The sequence below is a fragment of the Catenulispora rubra genome (assembly GCF_015356825.1).
GTDB lineage: Bacteria > Actinomycetota > Actinomycetes > Streptomycetales > Catenulisporaceae > Catenulispora > Catenulispora rubra.
In genome coordinates this window covers 1-18525 of sequence record NZ_JAACYW010000238.1, presented here as the reverse complement: position 1 = coordinate 18525, position 18525 = coordinate 1, and the positions used below count along the sequence as shown (strand labels likewise).

Annotated in this window: 17 protein-coding genes; 4 read left to right on the top strand and 13 right to left on the bottom strand. The window is 71.7% G+C overall.

Going from position 1 to position 18525, the window contains the following annotated elements:
- The 3 genes from GWK61_RS40875 to GWK61_RS40865 form a co-directional block, all read left to right on the top strand.
- Window positions 1-485: hypothetical protein (locus GWK61_RS40875; RefSeq protein WP_194917100.1), on the top strand; the 485-nt coding region annotated here is incomplete at its 5' end.
- Window positions 482-1456, top strand: a complete 975-nt coding sequence (locus tag GWK61_RS40870) for an NlpC/P60 family protein (protein ID WP_194917099.1) — start codon at window positions 482-484, stop codon at window positions 1454-1456. The genes GWK61_RS40875 and GWK61_RS40870, both read left to right, overlap by 4 nt.
- Before the next feature lie 30 nt (window positions 1457-1486).
- Complete coding sequence (locus GWK61_RS40865) at window positions 1487-2281, top strand: HEAT repeat domain-containing protein (protein WP_194917098.1); 795 nt, start codon at window positions 1487-1489, stop codon at window positions 2279-2281.
- A 3-nt stretch (window positions 2282-2284) separates the two neighbouring features.
- Here GWK61_RS40865 and purL read toward each other — a convergent pair whose 3' ends face one another.
- The 13 genes from purL to purD form a co-directional block, all read right to left on the bottom strand.
- Window positions 2285-4666 (bottom strand): phosphoribosylformylglycinamidine synthase subunit PurL, encoded by a 2382-nt coding sequence (gene purL / locus GWK61_RS40860; RefSeq protein WP_228563765.1) that lies wholly within the window; start codon window positions 4664-4666, stop codon window positions 2285-2287.
- Window positions 4663-5349, bottom strand: a complete 687-nt coding sequence (purQ, locus tag GWK61_RS40855; protein ID WP_194917097.1) for a phosphoribosylformylglycinamidine synthase subunit PurQ — start codon at window positions 5347-5349, stop codon at window positions 4663-4665. Before purQ ends, purL begins: the two co-directional genes overlap by 4 nt.
- Window positions 5349-5651, bottom strand: coding sequence for a phosphoribosylformylglycinamidine synthase subunit PurS (gene purS, locus GWK61_RS40850; RefSeq protein WP_194917096.1), 303 nt, complete (start codon window positions 5649-5651; stop codon window positions 5349-5351). The genes purQ and purS overlap by 1 nt, the downstream gene beginning before the upstream one ends.
- 30 nt (window positions 5652-5681) lie before the next feature.
- Window positions 5682-6974, bottom strand: coding sequence for a TDT family transporter (locus GWK61_RS40845; protein ID WP_194917095.1), 1293 nt, complete (start codon window positions 6972-6974; stop codon window positions 5682-5684).
- Between the two features lie 97 nt (window positions 6975-7071).
- Window positions 7072-7959: a phosphoribosylaminoimidazolesuccinocarboxamide synthase gene (locus tag GWK61_RS40840; RefSeq protein WP_323747982.1), complete on the bottom strand. Its 888-nt coding sequence runs from the start codon at window positions 7957-7959 to the stop codon at window positions 7072-7074.
- A gap of 21 nt (window positions 7960-7980) precedes the next feature.
- The gene (locus GWK61_RS40835) at window positions 7981-8847 is read right to left on the bottom strand and encodes an ABC transporter permease (RefSeq protein ID WP_194917094.1); all 867 of its coding nucleotides are present in this window, start codon (window positions 8845-8847) and stop codon (window positions 7981-7983) included.
- A gap of 2 nt (window positions 8848-8849) precedes the next feature.
- A complete protein-coding gene (locus GWK61_RS40830; RefSeq protein ID WP_194917093.1) occupies window positions 8850-9830 on the bottom strand; it encodes an ABC transporter ATP-binding protein in 981 nt (326 codons plus the stop codon).
- Complete coding sequence (locus tag GWK61_RS40825) at window positions 9827-10717, bottom strand: DUF4097 family beta strand repeat-containing protein (RefSeq protein ID WP_194917092.1); 891 nt, start codon at window positions 10715-10717, stop codon at window positions 9827-9829. Before GWK61_RS40825 ends, GWK61_RS40830 begins: the two co-directional genes overlap by 4 nt.
- An 83-nt stretch (window positions 10718-10800) precedes the next feature.
- A complete protein-coding gene (locus GWK61_RS40820) occupies window positions 10801-11331 on the bottom strand; it encodes a type II toxin-antitoxin system TacA family antitoxin (protein ID WP_194917091.1) in 531 nt (176 codons plus the stop codon).
- 260 nt (window positions 11332-11591) lie between these two features.
- A complete protein-coding gene (purB, locus tag GWK61_RS40815; RefSeq protein ID WP_194917090.1) occupies window positions 11592-12902 on the bottom strand; it encodes an adenylosuccinate lyase in 1311 nt (436 codons plus the stop codon).
- A 175-nt stretch (window positions 12903-13077) separates the two neighbouring features.
- Complete coding sequence (locus GWK61_RS40810) at window positions 13078-14811, bottom strand: hypothetical protein (RefSeq protein ID WP_194917089.1); 1734 nt, start codon at window positions 14809-14811, stop codon at window positions 13078-13080.
- Between the two features lie 124 nt (window positions 14812-14935).
- A complete protein-coding gene (locus tag GWK61_RS40805) occupies window positions 14936-16333 on the bottom strand; it encodes a M48 family metalloprotease (RefSeq protein ID WP_194917088.1) in 1398 nt (465 codons plus the stop codon).
- Window positions 16334-16523: 190 nt separating this feature from the next.
- Window positions 16524-17801, bottom strand: coding sequence for a phosphoribosylamine--glycine ligase (gene purD, locus GWK61_RS40800; RefSeq protein ID WP_194917087.1), 1278 nt, complete (start codon window positions 17799-17801; stop codon window positions 16524-16526).
- A 61-nt stretch (window positions 17802-17862) separates the two neighbouring features.
- Between purD and GWK61_RS40795 the strand changes: the two genes are divergently transcribed.
- Window positions 17863-18363, top strand: a complete 501-nt coding sequence (locus GWK61_RS40795) for a MarR family transcriptional regulator (RefSeq protein ID WP_228563764.1) — start codon at window positions 17863-17865, stop codon at window positions 18361-18363.
- The last annotated feature ends 162 nt before the right edge of the window (window positions 18364-18525 follow it).

Genomic DNA, 18525 nt, shown 5'->3' with positions numbered 1-18525 from the left:
CCCCCGTACCCACCGACGCCGCCCCGACCCCCGAGCGCGCCGCGCTGGCCGGTGCGATCGACGCGCAGGCGCGGCGGATGGACCAGTTGTCCGCGGCGATCGTGCGGGCCACCTCGCAGGTGACGTGGTCCGGGCGCGCCGCGGAGCGGTTCCGGGCCCGCGCGGCGGAGCGGTCGCGGGAGTGCTTGCAGTTGGCGGTGGCCCTGCGGGCTTCGGCCGAGCGGGTGCACGCGGCGGCTGTGGCGGCGGCGCAGGCGGCGCTGGCGGCCCAGCACGCTGCGGCTGGGCAGCCGGGAACCGAGGGCAAGGGACACGCGGAGATCGTCGGGACGATCAGCGGGATGGTCGGCGGCACGATGAGCGGACTGGCCAGCGGCGGGCCGGCGGGCGGCGCGTCGGCGGGTACAGCGGGCGCAGCAGGCACGGCGGGTACGGCTGGTACCGCTCCGGAGGCCGGAGTCGGCACGCACGGACGGGTGCGATGAGCGCGGCAAGCCCCGAGGCGGCGTCGGCGGGCACCAGCTTCTACGCGCTCGGGCCGGAGTTCGAGTGGCTGGCCGCCGCCTGGGACGGCTTCGCCCACGAGCTCGGCGAGGTCGGCAGCACGCTGCGGCGCGTCGTCGAGGCCACCACCGCCGATCCCCAGCTGGTGGCGGAGTCCTCCGGCCTCGCGGCGCTGGAGTCGGCGACCGAGCGGCTGGTCCGGGAGCTGGTCGAGGACGCCGCGCGGATCCGGAGCACGCAGACGACCTACGAGCAGGCCGACGCGGCGGTGCACGCGGCCGTGCCTCCGGTGCACTCTCCGGCGACGGTGCCGTCGGGGCACAGTCCCTCCGGCCACGGCTCAGCCACCCCGGGCGCGCAGGACATCCCGGTGTTCGGCGCCGGGCTGGAGAACGTCACCGGTTTGGCCGCGGCGGGATCGTATGCCGGGTCCACGGACATGGCCGGACAGGGCACATACGCATCTCCTTCGGCGCCCGCGCCCGACGGCTCAGGCCTCTGGCACCCGGCCGGCGCCGGCGGCCAGGATCTGTCCGAGACCGCGCTCGGCACCCTCAGCCGCGTCCGTCGCCAGATGATCGCGCGTGCCGAACACTGGGTCGCGCAACGCATCCCCTACAACCAGGGACTGTGGCACGAGGGCTACCGCACGGACTGCTCCGGTTACATCTCCATGTGCTGGGGCCTGCGCGACTCCCTGGTGACGTCGACCATGCCGCAGATCGCGCACCGGATCGCCAAAGAGGACCTGCGTCCCGGCGACGTCCTGCTGAACACGGATGTCGCCACCGGCCACGTCATCCTCTTCGACCGGTGGGCCGACTATGCGCACAACTCCTATGTGGGCTACGAGCTGTGTCCCCAGGGGACGCTGCACCACGTGATCCCGTATCCGTACTACAACGGATTCGGCGTATACGAGCCCTACCGCTACAACAATGCAGGTGACTGATCAGCGCCGCGCCCCTACCGTGGACGCACTATGGCCTGGTTCGTACATCTGACTCCGGAGAAGAACTCCGCGCGCGTCCGCCGCTCCGGCCTGTCGCCGGTCAGCCGGTCGCGCAGCGACGACCCGCGCCCCGGCCTGTTCTGCACGCCGCTCCTGGCCGACCACACGTTGACCTACCAGTGGTCCCGCGAGATAAAGCGCTGGAAGTCGCCGCGCCTGGTCGGCGTCCACTTCCGGATACCGGACGACAATGCGGTGACTGTGGGCTACTACGGAGACGTCCCGCAGGAGGTGACTGCCGCGCAAGCGGTAGCGCGCTTCCTGTCGCTGTCTCCGGAAGAGATGCGCGGATGCGAAGTGTTTCTCCCCCGCGGCGTCGACGCTAAGGAGATCCGGCGTATCAGGTCTCTCCAGCGGCCCATCGGCTGGCGCTATAGGCCGAACGCACACGGCTACAAGCCCTGCCCCTGCCCGGCGTGCATGAATGCGGGCGAGTACCGCATCTCCCGAATCCGCGACAAGTCCTCGTACTACGACCGGAGCCGCATCCTGCCGCGCCAGGAGGTTCTGCAGAAGCTCCGCACCGCACAGGACAGCACGGAGATCATCGACCTCCTCGACGAGCTCCAGGGCCGCAGCCAAGCCGACGCCTTCCGCATCGCACACCTCGCCGACCACCCGGACCCAGCCGTCCGCGAAGCACTCGCCTACGCGCTCTACGGCTTCAACAAGAAGGCCGCCGCAGAGCTTCTGGAGAAGCTCCGCAGCGACCCGGTCAAGGACGTGCGCGAGGCCGCCGGAGCGGACGAGGACGGCGCTACCTAGACCTCAGGCGTCGACCACCGAGTGCCCGAACAGCTTCGGGAACGGCGCCTCGTGCGCCGCCCGCAGCTCGGCCATCGGCACGGTGAACTGCCCCTGCACCTCCAGGACCGCTTCACCAGACAACACAGTGCCGTCCACGACGCCCACGCGCGCCACCGGCAGCCCGCGCGCCACGCACATGTCGGTGAACCGCAGCTCCTCGCTGCGCGGCACCGCGACCAGCGCGCGCCCGGCCGACTCGGAGAACAGCGCGACGAACGGGTCCAGCGCGCCGCCTTCCGCGTCGGTTTCCGGCAGCACCAGGCGGGCGCCGTGGCCGCCGCGCAGGCAGCTCTCCACGACCGCCTGCGCCAGGCCGCCGTCGGACAGGTCGTGCGCCGCCGAGAGCATGCCGTCGCGCGAGCCGGCGATCAGCACCTCGCCGAGCACCTTCTCGCGGTTCAGGTCCAGGCGCGGGGGCCGGCCGCCGAGGTGGCCGTGGACCTCGTGCGCCCACTCCGAGCCGCCGAACTCGTCGCTGGTGTCGCCGAGCAGCAGCAGGATCTCGCCCTCGCGCTCGAAGGCGCTGCGGGTGCGGCGGTCGACGTCGTCGATCACGCCGAGCACGCCGACCACCGGGGTCGGGTGGATGTTCAGCTCGCCGGTCTGGTTGTAGAACGACACGTTGCCGCCGGTGACCGGGGTCCCCAGCTCCAGACAGGCGTCGGCCAGGCCGCGGCAGGCCTCGGCGAACTGCCACATGACGTCCGGGTCCTCCGGCGAGCCGAAGTTCAGGCAGTCGGTGACGGCCAGCGGCTTGGCGCCGGTGGCGGCCACGTTGCGGTAGGCCTCGGCCAGCGCCAGCTGCGCACCCTGATACGGGTCGAGCTTGGTGAAGCGGCCGTTGCCGTCGGTGGACAGCGCCACGCCGAGCGAGGTGCCCGGCAGCGCCGCGTCCAGCCGCACCATCCCGGAGTCCTCGCCGTGGCCGAGGACGGTGTTGCCCTGGACGCGGTGGTCGTACTGCTCCACGGCCCAGGTCTTGTCGGCCAGGTTCGGCGAGCCGACCAGCCGCAGCAGCGTCTCGCGCAGCTCCTCGGCGGTGCCGGGGCGCTTGAGGCGGTCGGCCGTCGGCGCGTCGGCCTGCAGCGCGTCCTGCCACTCCGGCCGCGCGTACGGCCGGTGGTACACCGGGCCCTCGTGCGCCAGGGTCCGCGGCGGCACGTCCACGATCAGCTCGCCGTGCCACCACATGCGCAGCCGGCCGGTGTCGGTGACCTCGCCGAGCGCGGTCGCGGTGACGTCCCACTTCTCGCAGACCGCCAGGAACGCCTCGACCTTGGCCGGCTCGACCACGGCCATCATCCGCTCCTGCGACTCCGACATGAGGACCTCCTCAGGGGTCAGCGTCGAGTCGCGCAGCGGCGCGGCGTCCAGCCGCACGTCCATGCCGCCGGTGCCGGCCGCGGCCAGCTCGGTGGTGGAGCAGGTGAGCCCGGCCGCGCCCAGGTCCTGGATGCCCACGACCAGGTCGGCCGCGAAGATCTCCAGGCAGCACTCGATGAGCACCTTCTCCATGAACGGGTCGCCGACCTGGACGGAAGGCCGCTTGGCCGGGCCGTCCGCGTCGAAGGTGGCGCTGGCCAGCACCGAGGCGCCGCCGATGCCGTCGCCGCCGGTGCGGGCGCCGAACAGGATCACCTGGTTGCCCGGGCCCGGGGCCTTGGCGAGCTTGATCTCGTCGGCCCGCAGGACGCCCACGCACAGCGCGTTCACCAGCGGGTTGCCCAGGTAGCAGGGGTCGAAGACGATCTCGCCGCCGATGTTCGGCACGCCCAGGCAGTTGCCGTAGCCGCCGATGCCGGCCACCACGCCGGGCAGCACCCGCGCGGTGTCCGGGGCGTCGGCGGGGCCGAAGCGCAGCGGGTCCATGACGGCGATCGGGCGGGCGCCCATGGTGAGGATGTCGCGGACGATGCCGCCGACCCCGGTCGCCGCGCCCTGGTAGGGCTCGACGTAGGAGGGGTGGTTGTGCGACTCCACCTTGAAGGTGACGGCCAGGCCCTCGCCGACGTCCACGACGCCGGCGTTCTCGCCCGGGCCGACCAGCAGCGCGGCGGTCTTCGGGGCCTTCTCGCCGAACTGCTTCAAGTGCACCCGGGAGGACTTGTAGGAGCAGTGCTCGGACCACATGACCGAGTACATGGCCAGCTCCGAGGAGCTGGGGCGGCGGCCCAGGATCTCGCGGACGCGCAGGTACTCGTCCTCGGTCATGCCGAGTTCGCGGAACGGCTGCTTCACGTCGGGGGACTCGGCGGCCTTGGCGACGGTGTCGAACGCGACCGCGGTGTCGACGAACACATCGGTCGTGTCGAAGACCTTCTCGGAAGAGTTGCCGGTGCTCATGCGGAAACCAAGCTCTTGAGGATCGAGGTGAAGAACGGCAGGCCGTCGGTGCCCGGGCCCGGGTAGGGGCCGGTCAGGTCGTCGATGGCGTACTCGGGGTGCGGCATCAGGCCGACCACGTTCCCGGCGGCGTTGGTGATGCCGGCGATGTCCCGCGCGGCGCCGTTGGGATTGTCGACATAGCGCGCCAGCACGCGGCCCTCGGCCTCCAGCGCGTCGAGGGTGTGCGCGCCGGCGACGAAGCGGCCGTCCACGTTCTTGATCGGGATGACCGCCTCAGCACCGACCTCGTAGTCCGAGGTCCACGCCGTGCGGTTGTTCTCGATCCGCAGGGTCACGTCGCGGTTGATGAAGTGCAGATCGCCGTTGCGGATCATCGCGCCTTCCAGCAGGTGCGTCTCGCACAGCACCTGGAAGCCGTTGCAGATGCCCAGGACCGGCAGGCCGCCGCGGGCCGCGTCGATGATCGTGTCCATCACCGGGGAGAACCGGGCGATGGCGCCGGCGCGCAGGTAGTCGCCGTAGGAGAAGCCACCGGGAAGCACGACCGCGTCGACCTGGTGCAGGTTCTGCTCCTTGTGCCACAGCGCCACCGGCTCGGCCCCGACCGCCGCGGCGGCGCGCAGCGCCTGCTGGTCGTCCAGGGTGCCGGGGAAGGTGACGACGCCGATGCGGGCCGGCATCAGGCGTTCTCGCCGGTCAGGCCGGCCTCGTCGGTCTCGCCGGCCTCGTCCAGCACGGTGACGTGGAAGTCCTCGATCACGGTGTTGGCGAGCAGCTTCTCGGCCATCTGCTCGGCGGTGGCCCGCAGGGTGGCCGGGTCGGCGTCCGCGAGGTCCAGCACGAAGCGCTTGCCCTGGCGGACGTTGGTGACGGAGTCGAAGCCCATGCGAGGAAGTGCGCGCTGCACCGCCTGGCCCTGGGGGTCGAGGATCTCGGGCTTGAGCATGACGTCGACGAGGACGCGGGCCACAGGTACTCCCATTGCTTCAGCCGCGGCACGTCCGCGCCGGGGCTATTGGATGGCGGTGATCCCGATTCTACCGGGGGTTATGTGTGCCTCCGGCCGCTTGACGAGAAGGTCACCCGACACGGCCCCGCGCAGCGTGCGCACCGCGGTCACGCCCCACGTGGCGACGAGCAGCGCGTAGAGCCCGCAAGCCAGCCACACGTAGGCGTTCAGACCGGTGTGGTGCCACAGCCCCGTGGCTCCGGTCACACAGGTGCCGATCGGGAAGGTGAACGCCCACCAGGTCAGCGCGAACGGCAGGCCGTCGCGCCGGGCCCCGGCGACCACCAGCAGGGCCAGTACCAGCCAGATCATCGCGAAGCCGAGCACCGGCACGCCGTAGAGCACCGCGAACGGCTTCAGGGCGGGGGCCAGCTGCGGGCTCACGACGCCCTGTCCGGCGTCGGCGAGGTTGTTCACCGCGGTCACCGACTGCCCGAGCGGGCCCAGCACCAGGAACAGGCCGGGCGCGGCCACGCTCCACCGGGGCTTGTGGTGCACCAGCCGGGAGAAGACCACCGGCAGGATGATCATCGTCGCCAGCAGGCTGATGCCGAACATCGCGTAGCACCCGAGCAGCATCGTCTCGCGGAGCTGACCGGCCGCGACGTGCGGGATCAGCTGCGGCCCGGTGGCGGCCGAGACCATCGGCGCGACGATCGGCAGCAGCCAGGCCGGGGTGGCGCTGCCTTCGGCGATCTCGTGCCGGGTCATCATCAGATACGGCACCACGGCCGTGGTGGCCAGCCCGATCAGCGTGCCGACCAGCCACAGCGTCCAGGCCAGGCCGAGCGCCGCGCCGGTGCCGATCCAGGCCCGGCCGACGATCATCGTCCCGGCCGAGACCGCGGTCATCGCCATCGACAGGCAGCCGTAGAACGGCGCGACCGCCGGGTCGAGGAGGTCGCGGCGGGCCTGGTCGGCGTGCCAGCGCCAGTGCGCGGCGCGGGCCAGGAGGACCATCGCGAGCCAGAGGACCGCCGCGGCCCAGACCGCGGTCACGGCCACGCGCGGCGCGCCCCGCTCGAAGCCCGGCAGGCCGGCGCCGGCGTTGGCGATGATCGCCGTGCCCATCACCGAGGCGTACCAGTTCGGGCCGATGTGGCGGAACGCGTCGCGCGGCGCCACACCGGACCAGCGGGAGACCCGCTTGCCGCCGCGGGGGAGGCGAGTCGCCGCGACCGGCGGGTTCGCCGTGTTCGCTGTGTTCGCCCGGTTCGCCGAGCTCGCCGAGCTCGCCGGGCTCCCGAAACGGGTGGCACCTGCGAGGCCTGCCTGGACCTTGACTGTGTTCGCCATGGCTCCAGCCTCGCTCGCGAAGCCGGCCGCCACTAGACCCCGATCGGGCATGAGGTCATAGATCTGCTCTATGACCCAGCCCTGTGAGCTGCGACTCCTAGTCGAACTTCACTCCGGTGAGCCGCTCGTAGGCCTCGACGTAGCGGGCCCGGGTGGCCGCCACGACCTCCGGCGGCAGCAGCGGCGGCGGGGTGTCGGAGGCGCGGTCCCAGCCGGAGGCCGGGGAGGTCAGCCAGTCGCGGACGTACTGCTTGTCGAAGGACGACTGCGTGCGGCCCGGCTTCCACTCGTCGGCCGGCCAGAACCGCGAGGAGTCCGGGGTCAGCGCCTCGTCGGCCAGGACCAGGGTCCCGCCGCGCAGCCGGCCGAACTCGAACTTCGTGTCGGCCAGGATGATCCCGCGCTCCTCGGCGATCTCCCGGGCCCGCGAGTAGACCGCCAGCGTCAGGTCCTTGAGGCGCGCGGCCAGCTCCGGGTCGGCGATCCGCTCGGCCATCACGTCGAAGCTGACGTTCTCGTCGTGCGTGCCGACCTCCCCCTTCATCGCCGGGGTGAAGATCGGCCGGTCCAGCCGGGAGCCGTCGACCAGCCCGGGCGGCAGCGTCACGCCGTTCGCGGTGCGGGTCTTCTCGTACTCGGCCAGCCCGGACCCGGTGAGGTAGCCGCGCGCAACGCACTCCACCGGCACCATGGCGAGCTTGCGGCAGAGCATCGAGCGCCCGCGCAGCTCCTCCTTGTAGGGCTGGAGCTCGGCCGGGAACTGGTCCACATCGGCGCTGATCACGTGATTCGGCACCAGATCGGCGAGCTGCTTGAACCACCACATGGACAGCTGGGTCAGGATCCGGCCCTTGTCCGGGATCTCGGACTCCAACACGTGGTCGAAGGCCGAGATCTTGTCCGAGGCGACCAGGAGAAGGTCGTCGCCGACCGCGTACAGGTCGCGGATCTTGCCGCTGGCGAGGTGGTTCAGACCGGTGATCACGCCCTGAAGAATACCGGCGGTTCAGCTCGCCTTCGGCTCCCGCTCATACAGCCGCCGCGACCAGGCGTACGACAGCACCGCGACGCCGAGGCACCAGGCGAGCGTGATGACCAGGTTGTCCCCGATCTTCGTGCCGGTCAGCAGGCCGCGCAGGGTCTCGTTGACCGGGGTGAAGGGCTCGTACTGCGAGAACCAGCGCATCGCCGTCGGCAGCGAGGCGGTCGGGACGAAACCGCTGCTCAGGAAGGGCAGGAGCATGAGGAACATCGGCGAGTTGCTGGCGGTCTCCACGCTCTTGGCCGACAGCCCGAGGCCCACGCACAGCCAGGTGACGGCGAAGGTGAGGAGCAGGACCACGCCGATCGCGGCGAACCACTCGGCGGCGTTCGCATGCGGCCGGAAGCCGACGGCGATGGCGGCCAAGGTCACGACTGTGACGCTCACCATGGTCTGGATCGCGGCGCCGACGACGTGACCGGTCAGCACCGAGGAGCGGGCCACGGCCATGGTCCGGAAGCGGGCGATGATGCCCTCGGTCATGTCCTGGGCCACGGCGATCGCCGTGCCCTGCGCGGCGGCGGCGACCGCCATCACGATGATCGCCGGGGCGACGTAGGCGGCGTACGCCTCGCGGCCGCCGTGCACGCCGGCCGGCGTTCCGGCGCCGAGGCCGGAGCCGAGGGTCCCGCCGAAGACGTAGACGAACAGGAGCAGGAAGACCAGCGGCATCAGGGTGACCATGAGGGTCAGCGAGGGGTAGCGCAGCATGTGGCGCAGATTGCGGCGCAGCATGATGCGGGCGTGGACCCAGGCGTGGGTCTGGGTCTGGCTGTGGGTCCGGGTGTCGACGCCGCCGGGACCGCCGCCGGCCACTGTCAGAGCGCTCATCATCAGGCCCTTTCCTTGTCGGTCTTGCCGGTCAGCGCGAAGAACACGTCGTCGAGATCGGGGGTGTGCACGGCCAGCGCCTCGACCTCGACCGAGGCGTCGTCCAGCCGCTGGAGCAGGGTCCGCAGGGTGCTGACCCGGCCGTCGCCGGCCAGCTGGAGCGTGAGCGCGTCGTCGTCGCGGCCGGTCGGGGCGAGCACCAGCGCGGCGGCGTCGAGTTCGGCGCGGTCGGCGAAGGTCAGCTCGATGTGCCCGCCGGGGATGCGCGTCTTGAGCTCGGCCGGCGTGCCCTCGGCGACGATGCGCCCGCCGTCGAGGACCGCCACGCGGTGTGCGAGCTGGTCGGCCTCGTCCAGGTACTGCGTCGTCAGCAGGATGGTCGTCCCCTCCGCGACCAGCCCGCGGATGATGTCCCACATGACGCGGCGGCTGCGCGGGTCCAGGCCCGTGGTCGGCTCGTCGAGGAAGATCACTTTCGGGTTCCCGACCAGCGTCATCGCCAGGTCGAGCTTGCGCTTCATCCCGCCGGAGTACGTCGCCGCCGCCTTGTCGGCGGGCTCGGTCAGCTCGAAGCGCTCCAGCAGGTCCTCCGCCCGCCGCCGACCCTCCGCCTTCGGCAGCAGGTGCAGGTCGGCCATCAGCATCAGGTTCTCCCGGCCGGTGAGATAGCCGTCGACCGCGGAGAACTGGCCGGTGACGCCGATCGCGCGGCGCACCGCCTGCGGATCCTTCGCCGGATCGTGGCCGGCGATCCGGATGTCGCCGGCGTCCGGCCGCAGGTAGGTGGTCAGCAGGTGCACCGCGGTGGTCTTGCCGGCCCCGTTCGGGCCGAGCAGCGCCAGGATCGACCCGGCCGGCACGCTCAGGTCGATGCCGTCGAGCACGGTCTTCGCGCCGAAGGACTTGCGCAGGCCGCGGGCGGAGATCGCCGGGGCGGTGTCCGGAGCCGCGGGCCGGGCAGCGGGGATCGTCACGGTCCTCACTCCTCGTCCAGGCGCGGCGCGCGGCGGATGGAGACCTCGCCGAGCTTGGTGCTGGCGTGGATCTCCACCTTGTCGACCGGCTCGCCGGCCTCCGGCTCGTCGGCGGCGTCGAGCTCGTTGTGGACCCGGCCGACGCCGGCGTTCAGGTCCAGCCAGGCGGCGCTGCCCTCGCGGACGCCGACCTCGACGAAGCCGTTCTTGGAGGTGGCGGTCACCTTGCCGCGCACGACCTCGCCGATCCGCACCTCGCCGTTGGAGGTGGTGGCGGTGAGGTCGGACAGCGCGCGCTCGACGTACACGCCGCCGTTGGAGGAGCGCACGGTCGCCGCCCCGGTCACCACGCCGACGATCACCTTGCCGTTGCTGTTGGACACCTCGGCGACGCCGTCCACGGCACCGAGCCGGATGATGCCGGACCCGCAGGTCACCTCGGCCGCGCCGCTGACCTCCTCGACGCTGATCTCGCCGACGCCGGAGCGGGCGTTCACCGGCCCGGTCTGCGCCAGCCGCACGCCGCCGATCTCGGTCTTGAGCGCGACGGTGCCGAGCACGCCGGCGGACTGGAACTCGCCGATCACCGCCTCGGCCCGCAGATCGGAGTCGGTCGGCAGCTCGATGAGCAGGTCGATGGACTCCGGGCGCTTGCTGCTGAAGTTGACGAAGCGGTTGCGCGGCTTGCGGGTCACGACGGTCAGCGACCGCGTGGCCTCGTCGTACTCGACGTGCGTGTTCTCGGCGGCCTTGACGTCGGCGGCCTTGCCCGGGTCGCTGGGCCGCACCTCGACCAGGGTGTCGGTGCGGTCGGAGGCGGCGATGCGGACGTCGGCGACGTAGAGGTCGAGGGTGACGGTGATCGGGGTCGGAGTGCTGAAGGTCGATGAAGACATGGCGAATCCTTCGGTCGGCTTGGCCTGGGATGGCATGGGATGGGATGGGTTGCTGTGAATCGCTGCGGACCAGGGCTGGGGAGTCAGCGGGCCCAGCCGGTGTAGCTCTCGCCGACGATCCGGTTGGACTTCGGCGCCGCCCCGGATCGCCCGGAGCGCCGGCCCTCGTTGGCCAGCCCGGCGGCCGCGGCCCGCACGATCCAGGCGTTCACGGACAGCCCGGACGCCGCGGCGGAGTCCTCGATCATGGCCTTGAGACTGGACGACAGGCGCAGGTTGATCCGCACCATGGTGGCGTCGTCGCCCTCGCCGACCGGGAAGCGCACATCGCCCGGCGCGGGCCCGTCGGCGTCGGCCGAAGCGGCTTGGGCGGGCGGCGGCATCACGACGAACCCGGCCTCCCCGCCACGCAGCCGCACGTCCACAGAGCCCGGAGCGAGCTCCGCGGAGATCTCCTCGGCCGCCGCCGACAACGCCTCCAACAGGGTGAGCCGCACCGCCGCGTCGAGCGGAGGCAGCAACCGGTCGGCGAGAGCCCGGGCGTCTTCGCCACCGACCTCGGCCGCAGTCGTCAGCTCGCGGCGGAGAGCTTCGACGTAGGGGGTGAGTTCCATGGCTCTACTTTGGCACCAAAATGGTGCCATCGCAAGCCATCTTGGCTCACCTCTTACATTTTCCCTGGTGAACAGTGGTGCCACATGGTGGCACCATGGCACCACATGGCACCACACTGACCCCGAGACGATGTTTCACGCGAAACATCCATAACGAAATGCCGAAGCGGCCGCCGGACCTCAGTCCGACGGCCGCTTCGGCCGGTAAGCAAGCGCCCCGCAGGCGTCCCCGCGATCAGCTCAAGTCAACGCAGCTCAGGTCAGCTCAGCTTCGCCAGCTTCTCGAACATCCCGTCCAGCCGCTCCACGAACCGCTCGGGCCGGGTGGCCTCGTCCAGGCGCGCCTCGTCGATGGCCAGCCCGGCGGCGTCGGCCTCCTCGCGCAGCGTCTCGCGGAAGGGCCGGCCGGTCTCCCAGGTCTTCATCGACGCGCGCTGGGTCAGCGGGTAGGCCTGGGTGTCGCGCTCCAAGCCCATCTCGACCAGTTCCAGGAGCACCGTGGAGCTGTAGACCAGGCCGCCGGTGGAGTCCAGGTTGGCGCGCATGCGGTCGGCGTTGACCACCAGTCCGCTCATCAGACGAATGGTCAGGTTGAGCATGTAGTCCAGCGCGATCGAGGCGTCCGGCAGGGCGATGCGCTCGGTGGACGAGTGCGAGATGTCGCGCTCGTGCCACAGCGGGATGCCCTCCATCACCGGCACGATCTGCGCGCGGACGATGCGCGCCATGCCGGCCAGCCGCTCGGACATGATCGGGTTCTTCTTGTGGGGCATCGCCGAGGAGCCCTTCTGCCCCTTGCCGAACGGCTCCCACAGCTCGCGGACCTCGGTGCGCTGGCCGTGGCGCACCTCCAGGGCGATGGCCTCCAGGACGGTGGCCATGATCGCCAGCGCCGAGACCCACTCGGAGACGCCGTCGCGCAGGATCACCTGGGTGGAGACGTCCGCCGCCTTCAGGCCCAGCTTGTCGGCGACGAAGGCCTCGATCGCCGGGTCGATGTTGGAGTACGTGCCGACCGCGCCGGAGATCGCGATGACCCCGACCGCCTCGCGCGCCTGGCGCAGCCGGTCGCGCGAGCGGGCCACGCCGAACGCGAAGTCGGCGACCCGGTGCCCCCAGACGTCCGGCTCGCCGTGGATCCCGTGGGTGCGGCCGACGCGCAGCGTCGCGCGGTGCGCCAGCGCGTGGTCGCGCAGCACCGCGACCAGCTTGTCCGCCTTCTCCAGCAGGATGTCGGTGGCCTCGGTGAGCTGCAGCGCCAGCGCGGTGTCCAGCAGGTCCGAGGAGGTCATCCCGAAGTGCACGTAGGCGGCGGCCTCGCGCGGCTCGGTGTTGTCGGCCCACGCGGACAGGAACGCGATGACGTCGTGCTGCGTGACGGCCTCGATCGCCTCCACGGCCTCCGGCGTCGGCGGCGCGGCCTTGCGCACCGGCTCCACCGCGGACTCCGGGATCGTCCCGGCCGCCGCGTGCGCCTCCACGACCAGCGTCTCGACCTTCGCCCACAACTCGTACTTGTGGGCCTCGGACCAGACACGGCCCATCTCGGGCAGGGTGTAGCGCTCGATCATGACGGCGGCCTTCCTGTGTGAGGTCCTGACACCCGATTCTCCCAGGAGCCAGCCGCCCTTTCTAACCGCCGCAGCTCAGCGCCGGTGTGATCTGGCTCCCAACGCGCCGGATCACACCGGCACCACGCCACACGGCAAGGCACCGCACCACATGGCACCGTGCCGCACCACACGGCTAGTGCAGAGCCAGACGCTCACCGACCTCCAGCCGGTCCGAACAGTCGCCGACCGCCGTGCGCTGCTCGAACCGGGCCTGGGCGGGCAGCGCGCTGTCCGCGAAGGCCCGCAGCTTCGCCAGGTCCGACGGGTCCTTGAGCGCCGACTTCCGGACCCAGTCGCTGCTGCCCCACGGAGACGCCGGGATCGGGCTCCGCGGGTAGATCTGGGCGTAGTCCCGCAGCATGCGCGGGTCGAACCCGGAGCCGGCCATCAGGGTCGGCGACCAGTCGCCGTGGGTCTGGATGAAGGTCGGCTGCATGACGTCGAAGATGTAGTCGCGCAGCCCGTTCATGTCCTCGGCGTGCAGGTAGTCCGCGACCTTCGCGTCGACCAGCCCGGCGGTGTCCCGCAGCCGCAGCCGGCTGGTCAGCGCCGTCCCGCCGAGGTCGGGCAGCAGCAGGCTGCCGTTCTCGACGCCGGCGAGGTCGGCGAAGGAGTTGAACAGCTCGCCGTTCTCGTCCGCCACCACGCACAACGGCACCACCGGCTGCGACACGCTGTCCCCGGGCATCGGCCCGGTGACGCCGTGCGCCAGGTACACGGCCCCGGCGAGCGAGCCGACCAGTCCGATCCGGCGCCGCAGCCCCGGCTTGACGACCAGCCGCGCCGCGCAGATCGCCGTGACCAGCACCGCCAGCGGCCAGACCGGTGTGGAGAACCGCAGCTGCCCCATCCAGTCCGGGTTCAGCACGCAGTACGCGACCAGCGCCAGCGCGAGCGGCACGAGCAACGCGGTCAGCGGACGCCGCAGCGCCGGCACGGCCACCACCGCGGCGACCACGACGCCGATCGCGACCAGCGAGATCACCAGGCCCGGATACTGCAGGACGTCGGAGATCCGGTTCAGGTCGCTCGCCGACGGACTGGCCTGGGCCTTGGCCACCGCCGTGTTCGGCAGCCAGCGCCCGAACTCGAAGCGGCGCCAGAGCACGTACAAGCCGTACAGGCCGAACGCGGGCGCGGCGAAGAAGCCGACCGGACGGAGCGCGTCCCGGACCCGCCGCCGATCCACCACCAGCAGCACGACGACCGGATAGACGGCGAAGTAGATCAGACCGTCCGGCCTCGTGAGCGCGGCCAATGCGACCAGCGTGCCGGCGATGACCGCAGTCCGGCGGGACAGCAACCGGTCCGTATCGTCAGCCACCGCACGCAACAACAGGACCGCGAGAGCGGTGACCAGCAACGCATAGAGCGAGTTCTCCAGGCCGGAGAACGTCCACAGGACGAACGTCGGCACGAAGGCCAGCGCGGTCCCGGCCACAGCGGTGACCCCCGCGGCCACCCCGCGACTCGGCAGCACCGCCAGGCAGGCCGCATAGAAGCAGCCCAGGATGCCGACGACGCACAGCAGCCCCAAGGCCTTCGGGAACAAGACGTAGTCCGGGATCCCGAACCACGCGCCGTGGTCGAACAGGCCGAGCAGCCTCCCGATCGCCAGAAGCCCGACCCACGTGGGGTCGGAGTAGCCCTCCACCGGGGGAGCCCCCGCCTGCACCACCGGTCCGTGGCCCTCGGCGATGTTCCTCGCGTAGGCGAAGCTGATTCCGGCGTCGTCGACGATCCACCGCCCCAGCCGTGCCCCCTGAACGGCCACGACGAGCGCGGACCAGATGATCGCTGCGATGCCCCACCGGTGGGCTCTTGCGTCGGCGGCGCCGCGTCGGCGCCACCCCCCAATTTTTTTCACGTGCGTGGACTGTCAGGGGGGTGCTTAGGTTCGTTCTGAGGCGGGAAAGTTTTCGAATACTGCGTTCGTGCTTCGAAAACGGCGTTATCCCGTGTCTTGCTCCAGCAGCTGACGTACCCGGATTTCAGCGCGTGATGTGCGCGAGCCAGTCCGAAAGCCGGGACACGTCGCCGGCGTCCGCGAGCGCCGCCGCCATGTCGTGGATCGGCACCGTGTCCCCGACGCGGTCGCGCAGGACCGGGCCGTCCAGCCAGTCCAGGCCCCAGGACGCCAGACGCGCCTCGACGAGGCGGACCGCGAGATAGGCGGCGAGGCTGTCGATGTCCGGCTCGACGACGCCGCCGGACGGCAGGTCGTCCACTTCCCCCAGACGCGGGCCGGGGATCACCGCGCCCGGCAAACCCTCGCCGCCCCGGGCCTCGCCCCCGCCGCGCCGCGCACCGGGCACCCCGGCGTCGGCGATCAGGGTGCGTATCCGCTTCGCCGCCGGGTGCTCCTCCGGCACCGACTCCGCGCGCCGCACCAGTTCCGGCTCGGTGACGGCGGTGACGTACCGCTCCCAGGTCACCGTCCGCTCGATCCGGCGGCCCTCGAACAGCTCCGCGGCCATCCGCGACGCGTGCGCGTCCACGTCGCCGGGCTGCTCCAGCAGGTCGCACGCGGGCCGCTCGCTCAGCCGGGTGGCCAGCGAGCCGGCCATCCGGTCCCGGCGGCCCAGCGAGGTCAGCGCGCCGACCAGCGCCACGTTCAGCCCCACCGGGCAGTAGCCGGACTCCCACGCCGGATGCGCCAGCCGGGTCAGGACCCGGTCCCAGCCGGCGGCGGCCATGTTGATCTGCTCGTGCGCGTAGGCGCGGGCCGCGGGCTCGATCATCCGCGAGGCCGCCACCGCCTCCCAGGCCACGACCCGTTCCAGCGCCTCGGCGCGGGCCTCGAAGTAGCCGGCGACCCGGAGCCGCCAGCCGGGGAACACCCGGAGCGTCCGGCCCGGACGGCCGTGCAGCGCGCCGATGCTCCGGTTGGCGAAGGCCCGGGCCCGCACGATCCGCTCGTCCCCGGCCGCGGCCATCCCGGCCACCAGCGGCGCCAGCAGCCCCCGCAGCTCGCTGACCCGCAGCCACCACAGGAACGGCGCCCCGATGACCAGCACCGGACCGCCGGGACGCGGATCCAGCCAGGCGTCGCAGTCCGGGGAGAGCTCGATCCCGGCCGGGGTCGGTACCTGGAGTTGCAGCGCCAGCTGCCGCACCAGCAGTTCCAGTTCGGGGGCGGCCTCGCCGCTGAGCGGGACGGTCTTCGGCGGCGCCACGGCGCTGCGGTGCAGCCGGACCGCGGGCAGCGCCCAGAGCACGCACACCACGGCGGCCGCCAGCACCGCCGCCTCGGGGCCGGCGCCGTCCCAGCCGCGCACCCGCGCCAGGCCGATCAGGCCCGCGCTCGCCGCCGCAGCGCTCAGGGCGTAGGTGGCTATCACCCACGCGCGGACGCGCAGTAGCGCGCGGGCCGCCCTGTGTGCGCTCACCCGCGCCGTCGTCGCAGTCACCGTGCTGATGGATCCCCCAAGCGTCCAGGCCGCTTACGAGCCTGTTGCGAAGGCTAGCGCGAAACACCCACAGCGGTTAGCGGCCGTGGCGTGAATACACACTTTCGGATGGCGGGGTAAGGGATCCGTGCCTCATGGTGATGTATCAGTCGGCATATCAGTCGACGTATCAGCCAGCTGTTTTCGCAGCCTCCGCCGCGATGTCGGTGCGGTGCTGCTCACCGTCGAAACCGATCACCGCGACGCCCTCGTAGGCCTTGGCGCGCGCGGCGCCGAGACCGTCCGCCACGGCGGTCACCGCCAGGACCCGGCCGCCCGCGGTGACCAGGTCGCCGTCCGCGCTCCGCTTGGTCCCGGCCTGGTTCACCACGGTGCCCGGCTGCTCGGCGGCCTCGATCCCGGTGATGACGTCGCCGCCGCGCGGCGTGCCCGGGTAGCCGGCGGCGGCCATCACGACGGTGACGGACGCGCCGTCCCGCCAGCGCGGCCCCGGCGCCTCGGCGAGAGTGCCGGTCGCGGCCGGATACAGCAGCTCGGACAGCGGAGACTCGAGCATGGCCAGCACGCTCTGCGTCTCGGGGTCGCCGAAGCGCGCGTTGAACTCCACGACGCGCAGGCCCTTGGAGGTCAGTGCGAGGCCGGCGTAGACGAGCCCGGCGAAGGGCGTGCCGCGGCGGCGCAGCTCGTCGACGAGCGGCTGCAGGACGGTCTCGACGACCTCGTCGGTCAGCCCCTCCGGCGCCCACGGCAGCGGGCAGTAGGCGCCCATGCCGCCGGTGTTGGGGCCGGCGTCGCCGTCGCCGATCCGCTTGAAGTCCTGCGAGGGCATCATCGGGATGACGGTGGTGCCGTCGGTGACGCCGAACAGCGAGACCTCGGGGCCGTCGAGGTACTCCTCGATGACCACGCGGCCGCAGGCACGCGCGTGCTCCAGCGCGGCGGCCCGGTCCTCGGTGACGACGACGCCCTTGCCGGCGGCGAGCGCGTCGTCCTTCACCACATACGGGCTGTGTCCAATAGCGCCTTCGCCGCGGGCCGCGAACTCGTCGAGCGCCTTGACGTACTCGGCCTCGCTCTCGCAGACGTAGGCCTTGGCGGTCGGGATGCCGGCGGCGGCCATGATCTCCTTGGCGAACGCCTTGGAGCCCTCCAGCAGCGCGGCGGCCTTCGACGGCCCGAACACCGCGATCCCCGCCTCGCGCACCGGATCGGCGACCCCGGCCACCAGCGGCGCCTCCGGCCCCACCACGACCAGGTCCACCCCGAGCGCGACGGCCAGGTCCCGCACCGCCGCCGGATCCTGCGCGTCGACCGGGCGCAGCTCGGCGAGCTCCGCGATGCCGGGGTTGCCGGGCGCGCAGTAGAGCGCGGTGACGGCGGGGTCGGTGCTGAGGGCGCGGGCGAGGGCGTGCTCGCGGCCGCCGGTGCCGATGACGAGGACCTTCATGGTCGTTAGGGTACCGGCGGGGGAGATAGACAGTCTGGACTGAACAGTTTAGACTGAAGATATGGAAGCTGGGATCGGGACGGATCGGCAGGCTGGTAGCGCCGGCGGCGGTAGCAGTAGCGAGACCGGGGCCGGCGTCGTCACCGATGCCGCGCACGCGGCCCGCGAACTGCGTGTGCTGGTCGGCCGCCTGCGCCGCCGGCTGCGCGAAGTGGATGACGTCCACGAACTGACCGCCTCGCAGCTGGCCGTCCTGGGCCGCCTGGACCGCGACGGACCGGCGTCGACCAGCGATCTGGCGAAGGCCGAGCGCGTGCGCCCGCAATCGATGGCCGCCACCGTGGCGGTGCTGGAAGAGCGCGGCATGATCGCCCGCCGCCAGGACCCGGACGACGGCCGCCGCCAGCTCATCGAACTGACGCAGACGGCCGACAAAACGGTGAGCGGATCGCGGCGGGCCCGCGACGAGTGGCTGGAGCAGGCACTGCGCGAGCGGTTCTCGGCAGACGAGCTCGCGACGGTGATCACGGCTCTGGGATTGTTGGAGCGGTTGAGCGAATGACAGCTACGGAAACGACGGCCGCAGGAATAGTGGCCTTAGGGCCCACGCAGAAACAACTTCCCTCAGTTCGGGTGTGTCGTGTCGGTGCGCGGTGTCGTGAGGACTGTGTAGTTCCAGTCGGGATGGAAGACATGGCGGTTGAGCAGGGTTTTCTCGAAGGTC

What these genes read in the sequence shown, in the direction of transcription:
- GWK61_RS40820 (WP_194917091.1), bottom strand. Translation starts at nt 11,331, where the DNA reads ATGGAACTCACCCCCTACGTCGAAGCTCTCCGCCGCGAGCTGACGACT.
- GWK61_RS40825 (WP_194917092.1), bottom strand. Translation starts at nt 10,717, where the DNA reads ATGTCTTCATCGACCTTCAGCACTCCGACCCCGATCACCGTCACCCTC.
- GWK61_RS40795 (WP_228563764.1), top strand. Translation starts at nt 17,863, where the DNA reads ATGGAAGCTGGGATCGGGACGGATCGGCAGGCTGGTAGCGCCGGCGGC.
- GWK61_RS40865 (WP_194917098.1), top strand. Translation starts at nt 1,487, where the DNA reads ATGGCCTGGTTCGTACATCTGACTCCGGAGAAGAACTCCGCGCGCGTC.
- purQ (WP_194917097.1), bottom strand. Translation starts at nt 5,349, where the DNA reads ATGCCGGCCCGCATCGGCGTCGTCACCTTCCCCGGCACCCTGGACGAC.
- GWK61_RS40845 (WP_194917095.1), bottom strand. Translation starts at nt 6,974, where the DNA reads ATGGCGAACACAGTCAAGGTCCAGGCAGGCCTCGCAGGTGCCACCCGT.
- GWK61_RS40835 (WP_194917094.1), bottom strand. Translation starts at nt 8,847, where the DNA reads ATGAGCGCTCTGACAGTGGCCGGCGGCGGTCCCGGCGGCGTCGACACC.
- purS (WP_194917096.1), bottom strand. Translation starts at nt 5,651, where the DNA reads ATGGGAGTACCTGTGGCCCGCGTCCTCGTCGACGTCATGCTCAAGCCC.
- GWK61_RS40870 (WP_194917099.1), top strand. Translation starts at nt 482, where the DNA reads ATGAGCGCGGCAAGCCCCGAGGCGGCGTCGGCGGGCACCAGCTTCTAC.
- purL (WP_228563765.1), bottom strand. Translation starts at nt 4,666, where the DNA reads ATGAGCACCGGCAACTCTTCCGAGAAGGTCTTCGACACGACCGATGTG.
- purB (WP_194917090.1), bottom strand. Translation starts at nt 12,902, where the DNA reads ATGATCGAGCGCTACACCCTGCCCGAGATGGGCCGTGTCTGGTCCGAG.
- purD (WP_194917087.1), bottom strand. Translation starts at nt 17,801, where the DNA reads ATGAAGGTCCTCGTCATCGGCACCGGCGGCCGCGAGCACGCCCTCGCC.